The 18,866-nt window shown below is 72.2% G+C and carries 14 protein-coding genes; 12 read left to right on the plus strand and 2 right to left on the minus strand.

Annotated elements, in window-relative coordinates:
- Positions 1 to 63 precede the first annotated feature (63 nt).
- Positions 64 to 1,251, plus strand: a complete 1,188-nt coding sequence (locus ABD54_RS06415; RefSeq protein WP_047868505.1) for an acetyl-CoA C-acetyltransferase — start codon at positions 64 to 66, stop codon at positions 1,249 to 1,251.
- Between the two features lie 292 nt (positions 1,252 to 1,543).
- On the plus strand, positions 1,544 to 2,500 hold the full coding sequence (meaB, locus tag ABD54_RS06420) for a methylmalonyl Co-A mutase-associated GTPase MeaB (RefSeq protein ID WP_047868506.1): 957 nt from the start codon (positions 1,544 to 1,546) through the stop codon (positions 2,498 to 2,500).
- A 764-nt stretch (positions 2,501 to 3,264) separates the two neighbouring features.
- On the opposite strand, the gene ABD54_RS06425 is transcribed toward meaB, so the two are convergent.
- Together ABD54_RS06425 and ABD54_RS06430 are read right to left on the minus strand one after the other, a co-directional pair.
- Positions 3,265 to 5,223, minus strand: coding sequence for a glycoside hydrolase family 18 chitinase (locus tag ABD54_RS06425; RefSeq protein WP_047868507.1), 1,959 nt, complete (start codon positions 5,221 to 5,223; stop codon positions 3,265 to 3,267).
- 417 nt (positions 5,224 to 5,640) lie between these two features.
- Positions 5,641 to 7,326, minus strand: coding sequence for a glycosyl hydrolase family 18 protein (locus ABD54_RS06430; protein WP_047868508.1), 1,686 nt, complete (start codon positions 7,324 to 7,326; stop codon positions 5,641 to 5,643).
- A gap of 653 nt (positions 7,327 to 7,979) precedes the next feature.
- Here ABD54_RS06430 and ABD54_RS06435 point away from each other — a divergent pair.
- The 10 genes from ABD54_RS06435 to ABD54_RS06485 all read left to right on the plus strand — a co-directional run bounded on the left by ABD54_RS06435 (position 7,980) and on the right by ABD54_RS06485 (position 18,736).
- Complete coding sequence (locus ABD54_RS06435) at positions 7,980 to 8,501, plus strand: MarR family winged helix-turn-helix transcriptional regulator (protein ID WP_047868509.1); 522 nt, start codon at positions 7,980 to 7,982, stop codon at positions 8,499 to 8,501.
- 71 nt (positions 8,502 to 8,572) lie between these two features.
- Positions 8,573 to 10,300, plus strand: a complete 1,728-nt coding sequence (locus ABD54_RS06440) for a methylmalonyl-CoA mutase (RefSeq protein WP_047868510.1) — start codon at positions 8,573 to 8,575, stop codon at positions 10,298 to 10,300.
- Positions 10,301 to 10,480: 180 nt separating this feature from the next.
- The gene (locus ABD54_RS06445; protein ID WP_047868511.1) at positions 10,481 to 11,434 is read left to right on the plus strand and encodes a tetratricopeptide repeat protein; all 954 of its coding nucleotides are present in this window, start codon (positions 10,481 to 10,483) and stop codon (positions 11,432 to 11,434) included.
- 131 nt (positions 11,435 to 11,565) lie between these two features.
- Positions 11,566 to 12,294, plus strand: coding sequence for an AAA family ATPase (locus tag ABD54_RS06450; RefSeq protein ID WP_047868512.1), 729 nt, complete (start codon positions 11,566 to 11,568; stop codon positions 12,292 to 12,294).
- Positions 12,295 to 12,609: 315 nt separating this feature from the next.
- The gene (locus ABD54_RS06455; protein ID WP_047868513.1) at positions 12,610 to 14,016 is read left to right on the plus strand and encodes an NAD-dependent malic enzyme; all 1,407 of its coding nucleotides are present in this window, start codon (positions 12,610 to 12,612) and stop codon (positions 14,014 to 14,016) included.
- A gap of 52 nt (positions 14,017 to 14,068) precedes the next feature.
- Positions 14,069 to 14,647, plus strand: a complete 579-nt coding sequence (locus tag ABD54_RS06460) for a YqgE/AlgH family protein (protein ID WP_047868514.1) — start codon at positions 14,069 to 14,071, stop codon at positions 14,645 to 14,647.
- Positions 14,648 to 14,711: 64 nt separating this feature from the next.
- Positions 14,712 to 14,954: a DUF3039 domain-containing protein gene (locus ABD54_RS06465; protein WP_019611444.1), complete on the plus strand. Its 243-nt coding sequence runs from the start codon at positions 14,712 to 14,714 to the stop codon at positions 14,952 to 14,954.
- An 855-nt stretch (positions 14,955 to 15,809) separates the two neighbouring features.
- Positions 15,810 to 16,613 carry a class E sortase gene (locus ABD54_RS06475; RefSeq protein WP_047868516.1) on the plus strand — a complete coding sequence of 268 codons (804 nt, stop codon included), beginning with the start codon at positions 15,810 to 15,812 and terminating at the stop codon, positions 16,611 to 16,613.
- Between the two features lie 9 nt (positions 16,614 to 16,622).
- The gene (locus ABD54_RS06480; RefSeq protein WP_047868517.1) at positions 16,623 to 16,853 is read left to right on the plus strand and encodes a hypothetical protein; all 231 of its coding nucleotides are present in this window, start codon (positions 16,623 to 16,625) and stop codon (positions 16,851 to 16,853) included.
- Between the two features lie 158 nt (positions 16,854 to 17,011).
- Positions 17,012 to 18,736: a DEAD/DEAH box helicase gene (locus ABD54_RS06485; RefSeq protein WP_047868518.1), complete on the plus strand. Its 1,725-nt coding sequence runs from the start codon at positions 17,012 to 17,014 to the stop codon at positions 18,734 to 18,736.
- Positions 18,737 to 18,866: the final 130 nt, after the last annotated feature.

Below are 18,866 nucleotides of genomic sequence, written 5' to 3' on the forward strand. Positions count from 1 at the left end.
GACGGCGGTGTGGGTATCGTTGCAGACCAGGTGCGTCACCCATGCATTTGGAGGCCAGTTACGATGCCCGGTTCCGTCATCGTCGGTGGGGCGCGGACCCCCACCGGCAGACTCCTCGGCTCCCTCGCCGGGTTCTCCGCCGCCGACCTCGGAGGCTTCGCGATCAAGGCCGCCCTGGAGCGCGCCGGCGTCAGCGGCGAACAGGTCGGATACGTGGTCATGGGACAGGTGCTCCAGGCGGGCGCCGGCCAGATCCCGTCCCGCCAGGCCGCAGTCAAGGCGGGCATCCCCATGAGCGTGCCGTCGGTGACGATCAACAAGGTCTGCCTGTCCGGCCTGGACGCGATCGCCCTCGCCGACCAGCTCATCACCGCGGGCGAGTTCGACGTGGTCGTGGCCGGGGGCATGGAGTCCATGACCAACGCGCCGCACCTGCTGCCCAAGTCGCGCCGGGGCTACAAGTACGGGTCGGTCGAGGTCCTGGACGCGACCGCGCACGACGGCCTGACCGACGCCTTCGAGGGCGACTCCATGGGCGCCTCCACCGAGCGCCACAACGGCAAGCTCGGCATCGGGCGCGAGGAGCAGGACGCCTTCGCGGCCCGCTCCCACCAGCGCGCGGCCGCCGCGGCCGCCGCGGGGTACTTCGACGCCGAGATCGTCCCCGTCCGGATCCCGCAGCGCAAGGGCGACCCCGTCGTCCTCTCCGCGGACGAGGGCGTGCGGGCCGACACCACCGCTGAGAGCCTGGCCCGGCTGCGCCCCGCCTTCGACAGCGAGGGCACCATCACCGCGGGCTCGTCCTCGCAGATCTCCGACGGCGCCGCCGCGGTGGTCGTGATGAGCCGCGCCAAGGCGGAGGAACTGGGCGCCACGGTCCTGGCCGAGATCGGCGCGCACGGCAACGTCGCCGGTCCGGACAACTCGCTGCACTCCCAGCCCTCCAACGCCATCCGGCACGCGCTGGGCAAGGCGGGCCGCTCGGTCGAGGACCTGGACCTGATCGAGATCAACGAGGCCTTCGCCGCGGTGGGCCTGCAGTCCACCCGCGACCTGGGCGTCTCGGAGGACATCGTCAACGTCAACGGCGGAGCCATCGCGCTCGGCCACCCGATCGGCGCCTCCGGGGCCCGCATCGCCCTGCACCTGGTCCACGAGCTGCGCCGCCGCGGCGGCGGGTTCGGCGCGGCCGCCCTGTGCGGCGGCGGCGGCCAGGGCGACGCCCTGCTGTTCACGGTCCCCGCCGAGTAGCGCCGCCGGCGGTCCCCGCCCAGCGGTGCCGTTGACGACGACCGCCGAGCGGCGCCGCTCGGCGGGCTCTGCTCGGCGGGCCGCTCAGTGCCCCCGGCGACGCCGCCCGCGGACGCCGGGAGATCCCCGGACGTCCGCGCGGCGGACCGCGCGGGGGACCCGATCCGAAGACACTGTGACTCGAAGACACCGTGTACCCGGGAGAGCCCCGGGAACACGACGCACCTGACAGCCGCGGGGCGGGGGCCACGAGCCCTCGCCCCGTCCTGCTCCGCCCACACCGAGGAGTTCCATGGACGCCCCCCAACTGGTCGAACGGGTCCGCGAGGGCGACCGCCGGGCACTGGCCCGCGCGATCACCCTGGTCGAGAACGGGTCCGCGGCCCTGCGCGAGATCATGGCGGGTCTGGCCCCGCACACCGGCCGTGCCCGGGTGGTGGGTTTCACCGGATCCCCGGGGGTGGGCAAGTCCACCACCACCAACGCCGTCGTGCGCGCCGCCCGTGCGAAGGGGCTGACCGTCGCAGTGCTGGCCGTGGACCCGTCCTCGCCGTTCACCGGCGGCGCCCTGCTCGGCGACCGCGTACGGATGCAGGAGCACGCCACCGACCCGGGGGTGTTCATCCGCTCCATGGCCAACCGCGGGCACCTGGGCGGACTGTCCTGGGCCACGCCGCACGCCCTGCGGGTGCTCGACGCGGCCGGGTTCGACGTGATCCTGGTGGAGACGGTGGGCGTGGGCCAGGCCGAGGTGGAGATCGCCGGACAGGCCGACACCACCGTGGTGCTGTGCGCCCCGGGCATGGGCGACTCGGTGCAGGCCGCCAAGGCGGGCGTGCTGGAGGTCGCTGACGTCTTCGCGATCAACAAGGCCGACCGGGAGGGCGCCAAGTCCACCCTGCGCGAACTGCGCCAGATGATCGCCATGAAGGACCGCACCGACCGGGAGTGGAAGCCGCCGATCGTGATGACCGTCGCCTCCAGGGACGAGGGAGTCGAGGAACTGTGGGAGCGGATGGACCAGCACTTCGCCCATCTGGAGGCGAGTGGCGACCTGACCCGCCGCCGCCGCGTCCGCGCCCGGGACGAGGTGCAGGCGATCGTGCTGGACCTGCTGCGCTCGCGGATGGGCGGGGCGGGCGACGACACCGGCCTGGACTCACTGGCCGAGGACGTGGCGGAGGGGCGGAGGGATCCCTACGCCGCCGCTGACGTGGTGCTGAAGGAACTCGGTGCTGACCCGGGGTGAGGGTGGTGTCAGTGCCAATGACAGCCGTGTTTTCCACAGGTGGCCGGCTTTTCCACAGGCGGGATTCGGGACTGGTCGTGGGTGGTGCGGTGATGGTTTCCTGGAAATAGGGGGGACCCCACCCACGCAGGCTTCGGCGCGCACTGAAACACTCGGCGCTCGACAATAATGGTTCGAGGAGAAGGCAGGGGCCGCCCACAGGGCCCCTCCCCGCACTATTCCTGGCGGGGACCGCCGACGGCGACGAAAGCGCGCCAAGTGCCGCGAAAGGGCGCGGACGGCGAAAAACGATGGACGCCGTGCTTGGTACGGGCGACCGGCGAAAGCGGCACCGAAAGCGGGAGCGGCCACCGGGAGGCGACCGACGCCCGGCGCGCCGGGGTGGCCGGGCTCTGCTGCGTCGGCGCCAACGGCAAGCGTTGGCCGCCCTCCCGGGCCGCTACGCGGCAGCAGGCGCCGCCGCCGGAGCGGGGACCATCCCTGAACCCCGACCGTCGATCGCCCTCCCGCACCCCGCACCACTTCGCAGCAGCTTGTGCGCGCCCACCATCGCCACCCCCTTCCTCCCGGTGTTCGTCCGGAACAAGGGTCCTGGGAGAACCCGGCGCAGAAGCGGCCGGTGCGGACCGCTACGGTCCACACCGGCCTACTCCCGGACGGGCGCGCTTCCAACCGGGCCCACTTGCGACCGGACCCGCCTCCGGTCCGGCCTGCCGCCAGCCCGGTCCGCCTCCGGCCCGGCGCACGCCGGGCCGGAGACAGAGCTACCCGGCCAGCGCCGTGTCGATGGCGTTCATGAGGCTGCCGTCGGCGTCGTCGCCGTCAACGGACCAGATCATGACGCCGCCCAGGCCCTGGGCCTGGGCCCAGTCGCTCTTCTGGGCCATGGAGGTCTCGTCGTCGTAGGTCCAGAAGGTGTCGCCGTTGTACAGCCATGCGGTGCCCAGCGCGTCGTCGCGGTACAGCTCGTAGCCGCCGGTGCCCACCAGGTCCTTCAGGACCTTCCAGTCGTCGATCCCCGCCTCGTAGCTACCGGGAGCGGGTCCGGTAGCGCTCTGGAAGAGACCGTCGCCGTTCGGTCCGGGCTCCACGCCGGTCCAGCCGCGGCCGTAGAACGGCACGCCGAGCACCATGTCGGCGGGGGCGACGCCCCGGTCGAGGTAGGCCTGGACCGTGGTCTCGGTGGAGTACAGGTCCGGTCCGGGGTCGGCCGGGTCCGGGAGCAGGTTGGACTGGTGGTTGGCGGTGGTCTCCCAGCCGCCGTGGTAGTCGTAGCCCTGCACCGTGATGAAGTCGAAGTCGGTCATGAGCTGCGGCATCTCGAAGCCGAGCTCGATCTTCTCCGGGTCGGCGGGCAGGAACGCGGTCAGCTCGTACTGGCGGCTCGTCTCGGCCTCCAGTGCGTCCAGCTGGTCGCGGAACTCCTGCACCAGGGCGGTGAAGTTCTCCTTGTCCTCGGGGCGGACGGTGTTGTGCTCGTGGCCCGCCGATCCCGGCCACTCCCAGTCCAGGTCGATGCCGTCGAAGACCCCGTAGGCGGAGCCGGGGCCGCCCGCGCCGTCGAACACGGGCAGGTTGCCGCGCAGGAACTGGTCGATGCACGAGGAGACCATGCGCTCGCGGGACTCGGCGGTCAGCGCCGCGTCGGAGAAGTGCTCGGACCAGGTCCAGCCGCCCAGGGAGACGTTGACCTTGAGGCCGGGGTACATCTCCTTGAGCTCGCGCAGTTGGTTGAAGTTGCCGCGCAGGTCCTGGTCCCAGGTGTCGCCGACGCCGTCGACGCTGTCGGCGGCCCCGAACGAGCGGCCGTAGTCGGCCCAGGCGTCGCCCTGGCCGAGCTGGTTGGCCATGAAGCACTCGCCGTTCGCGTTGATGTTGCCGAAGGCGTAGTTGATGTGGGTGAGCTTCTCGGCGGTGCCCGAGGTGACCAGGTCGTTCACCAGGTAGTCGCGGCCGTAGATGCCCCACTGGGTGAAGTAGGCGACCCGGCGCTCCTGGGGCGGGTCGGTGGGGCCGCCGCCTTCCGCGTCGGTGGTGGCGGTGACTGCGCCGCTCTCGGGCCCCCTGTTGTTGGAGGTGTCGTAGGCACGCACGGTGAACGTGTGCTCGGTCTGGGGCGCCAGCCCGGTGACGGTGGCCGTGGTGCCGGTGACCGCACGGACGACCTCGCCGCCGGAGAGGACCTCGTAGCCCGCGATCCCAGCGTTGTCGCCCGCCGCGCCCCACTCCAGGGCCACGGTGGTCGAGGTGGTGCCGGTGACGGCCAGGCCGGTCGGCGCGGTGGGCGGCTCGCTGTCCTCCTCGCCGGGCTCGCCCGAGCAGCCGCCGCCGTTGACCGTGCAGTCCACGGGAGCGGTGTCGCCGCCGCCGTGGGTGCCGTTGAGCCCGATGGAGTAGCTCCCGCCCGCCGGGACGGAGGCGCCCCACGAGGGCGGGGTGATGGTGTAGGCGTCACCGGAGCGGCTGAGGGTGGCGTTCCACAGGCTGGTGATCGCGGTGCCCGAGGGGAGCCGGAAGCCGACGGTCCAGTCGGTCAGCGCCGAGCCCGAGCCGTTGGCGATGGTCAGCTGCCCGCCGTAGCCGGTCTCCCAGCGGCTGGTCTCCACGTAGGTGACGGTGACGCCCGCGGTGTCGGCCGACGCGGTCGGGGCGGGTGCCAGTGCCAGGGGTAGGACGACCGCGGCGGCCAGTGCCGCGATTCGTTGGCGAAGTCTTGCTCTCACGGTTGCTCCTGGTGCGTGAGCGGTGTGGGGGTTGGCCTTCCGCCGTTGGGGCGGAGGGCTGCGGGGTGTGCGCCCAGGGAGTGCGGTGTCGCGAGCTGACCGGTGGCGGGCCCGGCGGCGCGCGTGAGAGGTGGCGTGTGCGCGGCATGGGCACGGCGGGCCTCCGAATCGGGGGGATGGGGGAGGGCGGTGTGGTGGCCGGCGCGGACCGTCGCACATCGGTCCGCGCCGGCCGTGGCGGCGGTGCTCCCCGGATCAGAGCACCGACGCCGCTCGGTCCCGGTCCGGGATCGCCGGACCGGAAGTATGTCGGCTGCGGTCGCTGGCGCGTTCCGGGTGCCCGGACCGCGCACGGAGCCCGTCCCCGCCGCTCCCGTGCCCCCGGAGGGCGCACGGTCGCGGAGGGGCGGATGGCTCCTAGTCGCTCAGCGCCGTGTCGACGGCGGCCATGAGGCTGCCCTCGGCGTCGTCGCCGTCGATGGACCAGACCATGACCCCGCCGAGGCCGTTGCCCTGGGCCCAGTCGGTCTTCTGCGCCATGGCGGTCTCGTCGTCGTAGTTCCAGAGCGTGCTGCCGTCGTAGATCCAGGCGGTACCCGCCTCGTCGTTGCGGAACAGCTCGAACTCGCCGGACTCGACCTTCTCCTCGAGGACCTTCCAGTCCTCGGTGCCAGCCGCGTACGTCCCCTGCGCGGGGCCCGTCGCGGTCTGGAAGAGGCCGTCGCCGTCGGGGCCGGGCTCCACGCCCGTCCACCCCTGTCCGTAGAACGGCACGCCCAGGACGAGCTTGCCGGGGTCCACGCCCCGGTCCAGGTAGGCCCCGACGATGAGCTCGGTGGAGATCACCGGCTGGGGGTCGCGGGCGTCCACGACCAGGTTGGACTGGTGGTTGGTCGTGCTCTCCCAGGTGCCGTGGTAGTCGTAGCCCTGCACCGTGACGAAGTCGAAGTCGGTCATGAGCTCGTCCAGCTCGTACCCGGCGTCCAGGCGCCAGCCTCCCGCGGGCATGAACGCGGTCAGCTCGTAGCGGCGGTCGGTCTCCTCGCCGAGCGCGTCGAGCTGGTCGCGGAACTCCTGCACCAGGGCGGTGAAGTTCTCCTTGTCCTCGGGCCGGACGGTGTTGTGCGGGTGGCCGCCGGAGCCGGGCCACTCCCAGTCCAGGTCGATGCCGTCGAAGACCCCGTAGGCGGCGCCCTCGCCGCCCGCGCCGTCGACCTCGGGAAGGTCGCCCCGCAGGTACAGGTCGATGCAGGAGCTGACCAGCCTCTCGCGGGACTCGGCGGTCAGCGCCGCGTCGGAGAAGTACCGGGACCACTCCCAGCCGCCGAGGGAGATGTTGACCTTGAGGTCGGGGTACAGCTCCTTGAGCTCGCGCAGCTGGTTGAAGTTGCCGCGCAGCTCCTGGCCGGGGTCGTCGGCCGTTCCGTCCACGCTCTCCGCGGCGGGCACGGGGTGCGCGTAGTCGGCGACGGCGCCCTCCTGGCTGGTCCCCTCGTCCGTGGCGCACACGCCCTCGGCGGTGACGTTGCCGAACGCGTAGTTGATGTGCGTCAGCTTCTCCGCGCTGTCGCTGTCCACCAGGTCGCGGACGTGGTAGTCGCGCTCCCCCGCGCTCCACTGGGTGTAGTAGGCGACGCTGTAGCTGTCGTGCGAGGGGCCGCTCCCGTCGTCCCCGGCGCAGGGGGAGCCGTTGACCGTGCAGTCCACGGGGTCTGTGGCGCCCTCGGAGTGCAGCCCGTTGAAGCCGAACGAGTAGCTGCCGCCGGCCGGGACGCTGGCGCCCCAGTGCGGCGGGGTGATCGTGTATCCGCCGGGGGTGCCCGCGAGGGTGGCGTTCCACAACTCGTGGATGCGGCTGCCGTCGGGTAGCGAGAACTCGACGGCCCAGTCGTCGACGGGGGTGTCCGAGGCGTTGTGGACGGTGATCTGGCCGGTGTATCCGGTGTTCCACCTGGCCGACTCCGTGTAGGTGACCGTCAGGTCGGCGGGGGCGGTCTCCTCGGCGGCCGCAGCCGCGGCCGGGACCGCGGTCGCCGCGATCGGGGCGAGCAGCACGGCAGCCGCGGCGGCCGCGAGGCGGGTACTGAAACGTCGTGCTCTCACGTCGTGGCATCTCCTGGTGCGGGGGGCGGGGACGGACGACCGTGCTCCTGGAGCGGATGACCCTGCTCTCGAAGCGTGTGGGATGGGCTGCGGTCGTGTGCGGGGGATCGCGGGGGAGAGCCGCGGTCCGTCAGCGGGGTTCGGCGGCCTCCCTGGGTGGGTCCACGGGCCAAGTGAGGACAGGTCGTCACCTTGAGCCTCTGACGTGGGGGGATAAATTTTTAGGAAACTTAACTAATAATTACGCGCTCCGTCAAGACCCGGTGGTGCCTCTCCGCTCGCCCCTGCGTGCGCGGCGGCGGGCTCCACGCGCCCTTCTCCGGAGGGGCGGCGGATTTGCCGAGTTGGCGGGGTGGACCAGTTCCGGGCGCGGAACCTGTCCCCTTGTGGCCACGGAAAAGTCTTGTCTTCTTTCCCGTCCACTGTTATGGGCTCCGTGTGATTCTTGCTCCGGTCCTTCCCCCGGTCCCGTGAACCCCCCATGTCACGCCCGCCCCGGAGTGCCGGTTCCGTCACTTCGGCCGACCGGGTGGACGCGCGGTCCGTGCCCGGCGCGGCCCGCGGCGGCCGGGCCGCGCGGGAGCGGGGGCGGGCCCCGCCGGTCGGGCGGGCGGGCCCTCGCCTCTGGCTAGAGTGAACCCGTGGGTAACCCGTTGAATCTCCCGTTCGACCCGATCGAGCGGGCACACGACAACTGGACGCGCAGATGGGGGCCCTCGCCCGCCATGGCGGCGGTCACCTCGGTCATGCGCGCGCAGCAGATCCTGATCGGGGAGCTGGACGGCGCCCTCAAGCCGTTCGGCCTGACCTTCGCCCGCTACGAGGCGCTCGTCCTGCTCACCTTCAGCGGTTCCGGCTCGCTGCCCCTGGGCAAGATCGGTGAGCGCCTCATGGTGCACCCGACCAGCGTCACCAACACCATCGACCGGCTGGAGGGGCAGGGCTTCGTGCGCCGCCGTCCCAACCCGAGCGACGGTCGCGGCGTGCTGGCCGAGATCACCGACGCCGGGCGCCGGGTCACCGAGGAGGCGACCGGGGCGCTGCTGTCCATCGACTTCGGCCTGGGCTGCTACTCCGACGAGGAGCTGTGGCGCATGCACGAGATGTTCACCCGGCTCAGGGTGGATTTCGGCGACTTCCCCGAGCCCGTCGCGGAGGCCGCCGAGGGCCGCTGACCGTCCGCCGCGCCCCGGCGCCGCGGGCGCCCTCCCTGTACATCATTAGTTGGACGTCCTACTATCTCGGTATGGCGAACACCACGAGCGGACCCAGCGGCGGCGGGGCCCAGGAGATCGAGGCCGGGCGCGAGCGCTGGCAGCGCCGCTACGACTCGGCGCGCACGCGCGACGCCGACTTCACCTCCCTGTCCGGGCGCACCCTGGAACCCGTCTACGGCCCCCGTCCCGGCGCCGAGGTACCCGGTTTCGAGCGCATCGGCTGGCCGGGGGAGTACCCCTACACCCGCGGCCTCCACGCCACCGGCTACCGGGGACGGGCGTGGACCATCCGCCAGTTCGCCGGGTTCGGCAACGCGCGCCAGACCAACGAGCGCTACAAGATGATCCTGGCCTCGGGCGGGGGCGGGCTCTCGGTCGCCTTCGACATGCCCACCCTCATGGGCCACGACTCCGACTCCCCCCACGCGCTGGGCGAGGTCGGCCACTGCGGTGTGGCCATCGACTCCGTCGCCGACATGGACCTGCTCTTCGACGGGATCCCGCTCGGCGAGACCACCACCTCCATGACCATCAGCGGTCCGGCCGTCCCGGCCTTCTGCATGTACCTGGTGGCGGCCGAGCGCCAGGGGGTGGACATCCGCACCCTCAACGGCACGCTCCAGACCGACATCTTCAAGGAGTACATCGCCCAGAAGGAGTGGCTCTACCCGCCGGAGCCGCAACTGCGGCTGATCGGCGACCTCATGGAGTACTGCGCGGCCGAGATCCCCGCGTACAAGCCGCTCTCGGTGTCCGGCTACCACATCCGCGAGGCCGGGGCCACGGCCGCCCAGGAGCTCGCCTTCACCCTCGCCGACGGCTTCGGCTACGTCGAGCTCGGCCTCTCCCGAGGACTGGACGTCGACACCTTCGCGCCGGGACTGTCCTTCTTCTTCGACGCGCACATCGACTTCTTCGAGGAGATCGCCAAGTTCCGCGCCGCCCGCCGCATCTGGGCGCGCTGGCTCCGGGACGTCTACGGCGCCAGGACCGAGAAGGCGCAGTGGCTGCGGTTCCACACCCAGACCGCCGGGGTCTCCCTGACCGCCCAGCAGCCCTACAACAACGTCGTGCGCACCGCCGTGGAGGCGCTCTCGGCGGTCCTGGGCGGCACGAACTCGCTGCACACCAACGCCCTGGACGAGACCCTGGCGCTGCCGACCGAGAAGTCCGCCGAGATCGCCCTGCGCACCCAGCAGGTCCTCATGGAGGAGACCGGGATCGTCAACGTCGCCGACCCGCTCGGCGGGTCCTGGTACCTGGAGTCGCTCACCGACGAGCTGGAGGCCGAGGCGGAGCGGATCTTCGCGCACGTCCTGCGCATGGGCGGGGGCGAAGACGCCGAGCACGCGATCGGCCCGATGACCTCCGGCATCCTCGCCGGGATCGAGAACGGCTACTTCAGCGCCGAGATCGCCGAGTCCGCCTTCCAGTACCAGCAGGCACTGGAGAAGGGCGACAAGAGGATCGTGGGCGTCAACTGCCACACCAGCACCGTCTCCGGTGAACTGGACATCCTCCGGATCAGCCACGAGGTCGAGCACGAGCAGAAGCGCGCGCTCGCCGAGCGCCGCGCCGCCCGCGACGGCGCCGCCGTGGACCGGGCCCTGGCCGCCCTGCTGGCGGGCGTGCGCTCGGACGGTGGCAACCTCATCCCGCTGATCATGGACGCGGCCCGCGCCGAGGCCACGCTGGGCGAGATCTGCGCGACCATGGGGGAGGAGTTCGGGACCTACACCGAGGACCCGCGCTTCTGACCCGCGTGGGGCGGCCCGGGGCGCGGACCACCCCCGCCGGGCCCCGGGCCGCCCGGGCGGTGCCCCCGGCCTCCCCGCCCGCGGGCGCCCCGCGACGCGGGCGCCGGGATCCGCGCCCGTTCGCACCGACTCGTCCACAGCCGGTCCACGTCCCGCCCGCGCATACGGCAGGATGGAGGCATGCAGCCTTCGGACTTTTCACCGAACAGTGCCGTGGACCTCGGCGCGCGCAAGGCGGCCATGGAACGCGAGGCCAAACAGCGCGCGGCGGAGTCCGCGGGTCGATCCAACCCCTACGCCGTCAACGTCGACGAGGCCACCTTCCAGGCCCAGGTCCTGGAGCGGTCGATGTCGACCCCGGTCGTGCTGGCCGTCCTCGCGGGCTGGTCCGAGCAGTCCAAGCAGGTCGAGGACGCCCTGGACAGTATCTCCGCGGCCTCCGGCGGCACCTGGTTCCTGGCCAAGGTCGACAGCGAGGCCAGCCCGCAGCTGGTCCAGGCCCTGCGTGTGCCCACCACCCCGATGATCGTCGTGGTGGTCCAGGGCCAGCTCCTGCCCGGCCCGGCGGGCCCGGCCACCGAGGAGCAGCTCACCGCCTGGCTGGTCGAGGCCTTCGCCGCCCTCAAGGAACAGGGCGCGCTGCCCCCGGACCACCCCGGCACCATCACCGGTGAGCACGGCGCCGAGGGCGCGCAGGCGGCCCAGCCCGAGGAGCCCCAGGGCCGCCCCGTGGACGTCGAGGCACAGGAGGCCCTGGACCGCGGCGACTTCGAGGCCGCCGCGGCCGTCTACGCCAAGGCCGTGGAGGCCGACCCCGGCGACGCCGAGTCCAAGGCCAAGCTCGCCCAGGTCCGGCTGGTCGGCCGCCTCCAGGAAGTGGACGCGGGCGCCGCCCTCCAGGCCGCGGCCGACCGGCCCGAGGACGTCGCCGCACAGACCACCGCGGCCGACGTCGAGATGTACGGCGGCAGGTTCGAGGACGCCTTCGGCCGCCTCGTCGACACGGTCAGGCGCACCGCCGACGAGGACCGCGACAGGGCGCGCAGCCACCTGCTCGGCCTCTTCGAGCTGCTGCCCCCGGGCGACCCGCGGGTCAACGCCGCCCGCCGCAAGCTCACCTCCGCGCTGTTCTAGGGGCCGTGGTCGGCGGGAGTGCCGCCGACCACGGCTCTCCCGCCGACCACGGGACATAACCCGCGCACAACGGGTACAACCCGGTCAGGAGACGGGCTCACGGCCCGTCGCGGAACTGACAGGTTTACCCCATGGCGACCGACGACACCCCCGACAGGCGCGGCGAACCCCTGGTCACGATCTCGGCCACCTACGGCGCGGGAGGCAGCGCGGTGGGACCCGCCGTCGCCGCCCGGCTCGGCGTGGCCTTCCTCGACCGGGCCGTGCCCAGCGCGGTGGCCGCCCGCATCGGCTGCTCGCTCGCCGAGGCGCTCCAACGCGACGACCGCGCCCCGGGCAGGCTCGAACGCCTGCTCTCCAGCGCCGCGCGCCTGCCCACCGTCACCCTCGGCAGTGTGGACACCGCCCTCATCGGCAGTACCGACGAGGAGGGCCGCCTCCTCTACGACCACGAGTTCGTGGAGCAGACCGAACGGGTCCTGGGCGAGGTGGCCAGGCAGGGCGGCGTCGTCCTCGGCCGAGCCGGGGCCGTGGTCCTGCGCGACCGTCCCGGCGCCCTGCACGTGCGTCTGGACGGTGCCCCCGACGCCCGCCTGCGCCGGGCCCGCAGGCTGTGGGAGTCCGGCGACCACGGCGAGTGGACGGGCGTCGACTCCGACGAGCCGCCCAGCGCGCGCCTGCTCGACGACAACGACCGCGCCCGGGCGGCCTACGTGCGGCGCTTCTACCGCACCGACCCCGCCGACCCCAGCCACTACCACCTGGTGCTGGACGCGGTGTCGCTGTCGCTGGAGGCCTGTGTGGACCTCGTCGTGCGGGCGGCCCGCGACCGAGCGGCCGCCCCCTCCGCCGGCACCTGAGCCGGCGCCGATCCGCCGCGCATTGCCCGCCGTGACACCCGCGCGCTGGCGTAATTTATGCGATTTTTTACCAGCGCGGTAATTGTCACCTTGTGCTGACGGTTGGGGCTTGACTCAGGTAAGGTGAGGCGACTCGGTCACGGGTCATCCCCCCCGCCCGGAACCGGGGTCCGAGTGACGGTGCGCGAGCACCGCGCCCACAGGACACACGGCACCCCCCATCCCGCGTACGCGCGCAGGCGGCGCCGTGCACCGGCGAGCGCCCCGGCGGGCCGCCCCGGACGCACCACACCAGCCAGAGCCAAGGAGCAACACGTGGCCACCCTTCCCAGCGTTTCCTACTCCATCACCGTCCGCCTCGAACTGGACGCTGGGGGCAGTGCGGTCGGCAGTCTCACCAACGCCGTCGAGCAGGCGGGCGGCATGATCACCGCGCTGGACGTGGCCGCCGCCGGACACGAACGCATCCGAATCGACGTCACCTGCGCCGCCCGCGACACCGAGCACGCCCAGGCCATCGTCGACGCCTTGGGCGCGGTCGAGGGCGTGGCCGTGCACAAGGTCAGCGACCGCACCTTCCTCATGCACCTGGGCGGCAAGATCGAGATGAAGTCCAAGGTGCCGCTGCGCAACCGCGACGAGCTCTCCATGGCCTACACCCCCGGCGTCGCCCGCGTCTCCCAGGCCATCGCCGCCAACAAGGAAGACGCCCGGCGTCTGACCATCAAGCGCAACAGCGTCGCCGTGGTCACCGACGGCTCCGCGGTCCTCGGCCTGGGCAACATCGGCCCCGAGGCCGCCATGCCCGTTATGGAGGGCAAGGCAGCCCTGTTCAAACGCTTCGCCGACATCGACGCCTGGCCCATCGCCCTGGACACCCAGGACGTGGACGAGATCGTGCGCACCGTGCAGGTGCTGGCCCCCGGGTTCGGCGGCATCAACCTGGAGGACATCTCCGCCCCCCGCTGCTTCGAGGTCGAGGCCCGCCTGCGCGAGCTGCTCGACATCCCCGTCTTCCACGACGACCAGCACGGCACCGCCATCGTCGTGCTCGCCGCCCTGCGCAACGCGCTGCGCGTGGTGGGCAAGAAGCTCGGCGAGGTCCGCATCGCCATGTCCGGCGCGGGCGCGGCCGGAACCGCCATCCTCAAGCTGCTCATGCACGCCGGGGCGCGCGACGTCATCGTCAGCGACGTGCACGGCGCCGTGCACGCAGGGCGCGAGGACCTGGACGCCAACCTGCGGTGGATCGCCGAGCACACCAACCCCGCGGGCTACAGCGGCGACCTGCGCGGTGCCGTGGCCGGGGCGGACGTCTTCATCGGCGTCTCGGCCCCCAACCTCCTCGACGGCGACGACGTCGCCGAGATGAACGAGGACGCCATCATCTTCGCGCTGGCCAACCCCGACCCCGAGGTCGACCCGGACGTGGCCCGCCTGCACGCCTCAGTCGTGGCCACCGGCCGCAGCGACTACCCCAACCAGATCAACAACGTGCTGGTCTTCCCCGGCTTCTTCCGCGGCCTGCTGGACGCCCAGAGCCACGACGTCACCTCGGACATGATGGTCGCCGCGGCGGAGGCACTGGCCGACGTCGTCACCGAGGACGAGCTGGGCCCCAACTACATCATCCCCAGCGTGTTCCACTCCGACCTGTCCACCCACGTGGCCACGGCCGTGCGCGAGGTCGCCCAGCGCGGCCAGGCGGCCGCACAGGCATAACGGCCCGGAAACACCCGCGCTCGGCCCGTCGTTCCGGGGTAGGTGGGAGGGCATGGACCAGCCGATGACAGGGCGCCTCCTGGTGGCCGCCCCCATGCTCCAGGAGGATTCCTTCCGCCGCTCGGTGGTGTTCGTCGTGGACGACGCCGCCGACGGCACCCTCGGGGTGATCCTCAACCGCCCCCTGGATACGGCCGTGGACGAGGCCGTCACCGACTGGGGCGCCTACGCCAGCGAACCGGCGGTGGTGTTCTCCGGGGGACCCGTGGGTCTGGGCTCCGGTATCGCCCTGGGGGAGGTCGCTCCCGGCGCTCCTCCCCCCGGCTGGTCCCCGCTGGAGGGCCTGGATCCGGAGCTGGGCCTGGAGGGGATCGGCGTGGTCGACCTCGACGTCCCCGCCCGAGTGCCCGGCGGAGCGCTCGGCGCGTTCCGGGTCTTCGCGGGTTACGCGGGGTGGAGCTCGGGCCAACTGGCCGGGGAGGTCGAGGAGGGGGCCTGGTACGTCGTGGACGCGGTCGCCGACGACGTCTTCACCACCGCGCCCGAGGGGCTGTGGTCGCGGGTGCTGCGCCGCCAGGGCGGGGACATGGCGCTCCTGTCCACCTTTCCCGACGACCCCACCATGAACTGAGCAGCCGGGACGGGGCGCGGCACCCTATACCGTGGAACGCAGACGTCGAAAGGTGTGAGGCACTATGGCGATGGACATCCTCAACAAGGTCCTCCCGGACAGCGAGACCAAACCGGACATCTCCCACGACGGCGGGGACCGGGAGCGGTTCGCCCACTACGTGCAGAAGGACAAGATCACCGCGAGCGCCGTGACCGGCGATCCCGTGATCGCCCTGTGCGGCAAGGTGTGGGTGCCCAACCGCGACCCCAAGAAGTTCCCCGTGTGCCCCGAGTGCAAGAAGGTCTACGAGGAGATGATGAAGTAGCCCTCCCGCCCGGACGGCCGACGCCCCGGGGGAGCTGCCGCGTCTGCGGCGCGGACCCCGCCGTGCCCGGTAACCGCGCGCGGCGGGCACGGCGAAGGCCTTGACACACCGAGTGTGCCAGGGCCCCCGTGTCGCCCGGGGAGCCTGTCGGTCCCCAGGCGGGCCCCGAGGACCCCGCCCCGCGCGGGCGCGCTGGAACCGTTCAGGTCGGCACACCTGATGCGTAGGGCCTCCGTGTCAAGATCGCGGCTTTGACCTGCGGTGATGGTTAGGGCCTCATCGCCGGGGCGGACCCGCGCCTGCGGGCCGCGTACACCGCCCCGCCGCCAGCGCCGACGGCATCGTGTCCATGGGCCGCGCCCCGGGCGGGGCTGGCCGCCGCGGCCGAGGACGAAGCCGTCACCGCCGCCGCGACGGAGGGCCCGGGCGTTCCCGACCTGGCCGAACGGCGCTTTCCCGTCCTCTCGGGGGAGAGCGCACGGGGGCGCCCGCCCGAGTCCCGGCCCTGGAAACCCAGCCGCTCCCGCTGGATGAGCCGACCGCCGCCCCGGACATCCGGCACCGGGAACTCGTACTGGATCCGGCTTCCCAACTCGCGGAGCGCGGCGGTGCGGTTATCGTGGTCCTGCACGATTTGGGGCTTGCGGCAGCCTACGCCCATCGTGTGGCGATACCCTCCCGAGGGCGGGTCGCCGCTCAGGGCTCCCCCGCCGACGTGTTCACCGCGTCGCTGCTCGGCTCCTTCTACCAGCACGAGGTCGAAGTCCTACCGCACCCGCGTACCGGAGTCCCGCTGGCCGTCCCTCTCAGACAGGGGACGGGTGCACACGGAAGCGTCCACAGGAGTAGGTCGTATTGGTGTCCACAACTGAACGGCAGTTCCACGAGGGTCCCCGGCGCGGACGCGGGGAGGGGCGTGGACGTCGGGCCTCCGGCGGCCGACGGCGCCGCCCCAGGCCCAGGGCCACCCCCGGCGACGTCGTGCGCGGCATCGTCCGGTTCTTCGGCGAGATCATGCTGACCGCCGGTCTGCTCATGCTCTTCTACGCCGGATACGAGGTGTACGGCTCCCAGTGGGAGACCGACCGCGAACAGCAGGACCTGGCCCAGGGACTGGAGGAGGCCTGGTCCGCCGAACAGGCGGCCGCGCAGGCCGGCCCGGACTCCGAGCCCCTGCCGGGCAGCGCCGACAGCCGCCTGTACGTGCCGAGCCTGGACCTGGACTGGGTGGTGGTCAACGGGACCACGCAGGACGACATCCGCTACAGCCCGGGCCACTACACCGATTACCCCAGCGCCCCCGGCGGCGAGGGCAACTACGCCGTGGCCGCCCACCGCACCCCCGGCCTGTTCTGGGACCTGGACCTGCTCCGCAACGGCGACGTCATGGTGCTGGAGGACGGGGAGAACTTCTACACCTACGAGGTCTTCCGCGACGAGACGGTCCTGCCCACCGACGTGTGGGTGATCGAGCCGGACCCGTTCGACGACGCCACCGACGAGGAACCGGGCAGGTCCCTGCTCACCCTCACCACGTGCGCGCCCAAGCTGAACAACACGCACCGCCTCATCGTCTGGGCGGAGCTGGTGGAGACCACGCCCAAGTCCGAGGGGATGCCCGACTCGATCGCGCACATGGCTCCCCAGGCCAGCGAGTAAGGAACGCGAATGTACGGTCTGATCTGGCGTGTCCTGCCCGGTCCGTGGGTCTCCAAGCTCATCCTGGCGCTCGGACTGGTGGTGGGCGCCGCCCTGCTGCTGTGGTTCTTCGCCTTCCCGGCGATCTCGCCGCACATGCCCTTCAACGACGGCGCCGTCGACGTGGAGGGCTCCCAGACCGGGAGCGGCGCGGAGTCCGGGGGCGGCGGGGAAGCGGTGACGGGCGGGGCGTCCGGGTAGTCCGGGACGCGTGTGGACGACGGGGCGACCGGCGGGAACCGGCGGCCTTCCGGGCGGCCGGGACACGCCGTGTGCGCGGCGCCACTGGCCTGCCTCCCGGAACGGTCCACGGTGCCCGCTAACCTCGTGGGGGTGATTAACGGGGGACGGTTCGCAGCATGACGGTGACGCAGACCACGACGGAGGACCGGCTCAGAGGCCTCCGCGCATGGCAGAGGGAGGCGTTCGAGGAGTACTTCCGCCGGGAACCGCGGGACTTCCTCGCCGTGGCCACCCCCGGTGCGGGCAAGACCACCTTCGCCCTCACGCTGGCCAGCGAACTCCTCCAGCGGCACACGGTGCGCGCCATCACCATCGTGTGTCCCACCGACCACCTCAAGAAGCAGTGGGCCGAGGCGGCCGCCCGGTTCGGCATCGCCATCGACCCCGACTTCCGCAACGGGCAGGGCGCGCTGGGCCGCCAGTACGTCGGCGTGGCCGTCACCTACGCCCAGGTAGCCGCCCACCCGATGCTGCACCGCAACCGGACCGAGGCGCGCAAGACCCTCGTCATCTTCGACGAGGTGCACCACGCCGGGGACGCCCTGTCCTGGGGCGACGCGGCCCGCGAGGCCTTCGACCCGGCGGCGCGCCGCCTCTCCCTGACCGGAACCCCGTTCCGGTCCGACATCAACCCCATCCCCTTCGTCGACTACGTCCAGGACGGCGCCGGGGTTCGCCGCTGCTCCTGGGACTACAGCTACGGGTACGGGCCCGCCCTGTCCGACGGGGTCGTGCGCCCCGTCATCTTCATGGCCTACTCCGGCGAGATGCGCTGGCGCACCCGCGCGGGCGACGAGCTCGCCGCCAGGCTGGGCGAACCCCTCACCCAGGACGCGCTGTCCCAGGCGTGGCGGGCCGCCCTGGACCCCAAGGGCGACTGGATCAAGCGGGTGCTCCAGGCAGCCGACCGCCGCCTGACCGAGGTCCGCAAGACCCACCCCGACGCGGGGGCCCTGGTCATCGCCAGCGATCACGAGAACGCCCGCGCCTACTCGCGCATCCTGCGCCAGATCACCGGCAAGGGCGCCACGGTCATCCTGTCCGACGACCCCGGGGCCTCCAAGAAGATCTCCCGGTTCGCCGCGGGCGACGACCGCTGGATGGTCGCGGTGCGCATGGTCTCCGAGGGAGTGGACGTGCCCCGGCTGATGGTGGGCGTGTACGCCACCTCCACCAGCACCGCGCTGTTCTTCGCCCAGGCCATCGGCCGTTTCGTGCGCGTGCGCCAGCGCGGCGAGGTCGCCTCGGTCTTCCTGCCCTCGGTGCCCACCCTGCTGGAGTACGCGGGCGAGATGGAGCGCGAGCGCGACCACGTGCTCGACCGGACTCCGGGGGAGGGGGACGAGTACCCGGAGGAGGACCTGCTCCGGGAGGCCAACAAGAAGCGGGACACCCCCGACGCCGGGGAGGAACTGCCTTTCGAGACCATGGAGTCGGCGGCGGAGTTCGACCGCGCCCTCTACGACGGGGCCGAGTACGGCGGCGCGCCGGGCTCCACCGAGGAGGAGGACTTCCTGGGCCTGCCCGGTCTGCTCGACCCGCAGCAGGTCTCCCAGCTCCTGCGCAAGCGCAAGGCCGACCTCAAGGCGAGCGAGATCAAGGCCCGCAAGGTGGAGGAGCCCGTCGAGGAGGACGGGCCCACCCACCAGGTCCTGGCCGACCTGCGCCGCGAGTTGAGCGGCCTCGTGGGCGCCTGGCACCACCGCACCGGCAAGCCGCACGGGGTGATCCACAACGAGCTGCGCCGCGCCTGCGGCGGGCCGCCCGTCGCGCAGGCCACCCCGGCGCAGATCCGGGAGCGGATCGCCAAGATCCGCGTCTGGGCCGTCGGCGGGCGGTAGACCACCCGAAACGGCAAAAACTTCGCAAGCTCGCGCATGTCCCATAAGCCCTTCGTGTCCGCTTAATTACCTTCTGTGAGATGAGTGGACACAGCCCTCGCGGCGGCTCAGCCGCGCTCTGCACCGGACT

This window comes from Nocardiopsis sp. RV163, from assembly GCF_001029525.1.
Classification (GTDB): domain Bacteria; phylum Actinomycetota; class Actinomycetes; order Streptosporangiales; family Streptosporangiaceae; genus Nocardiopsis; species Nocardiopsis dassonvillei.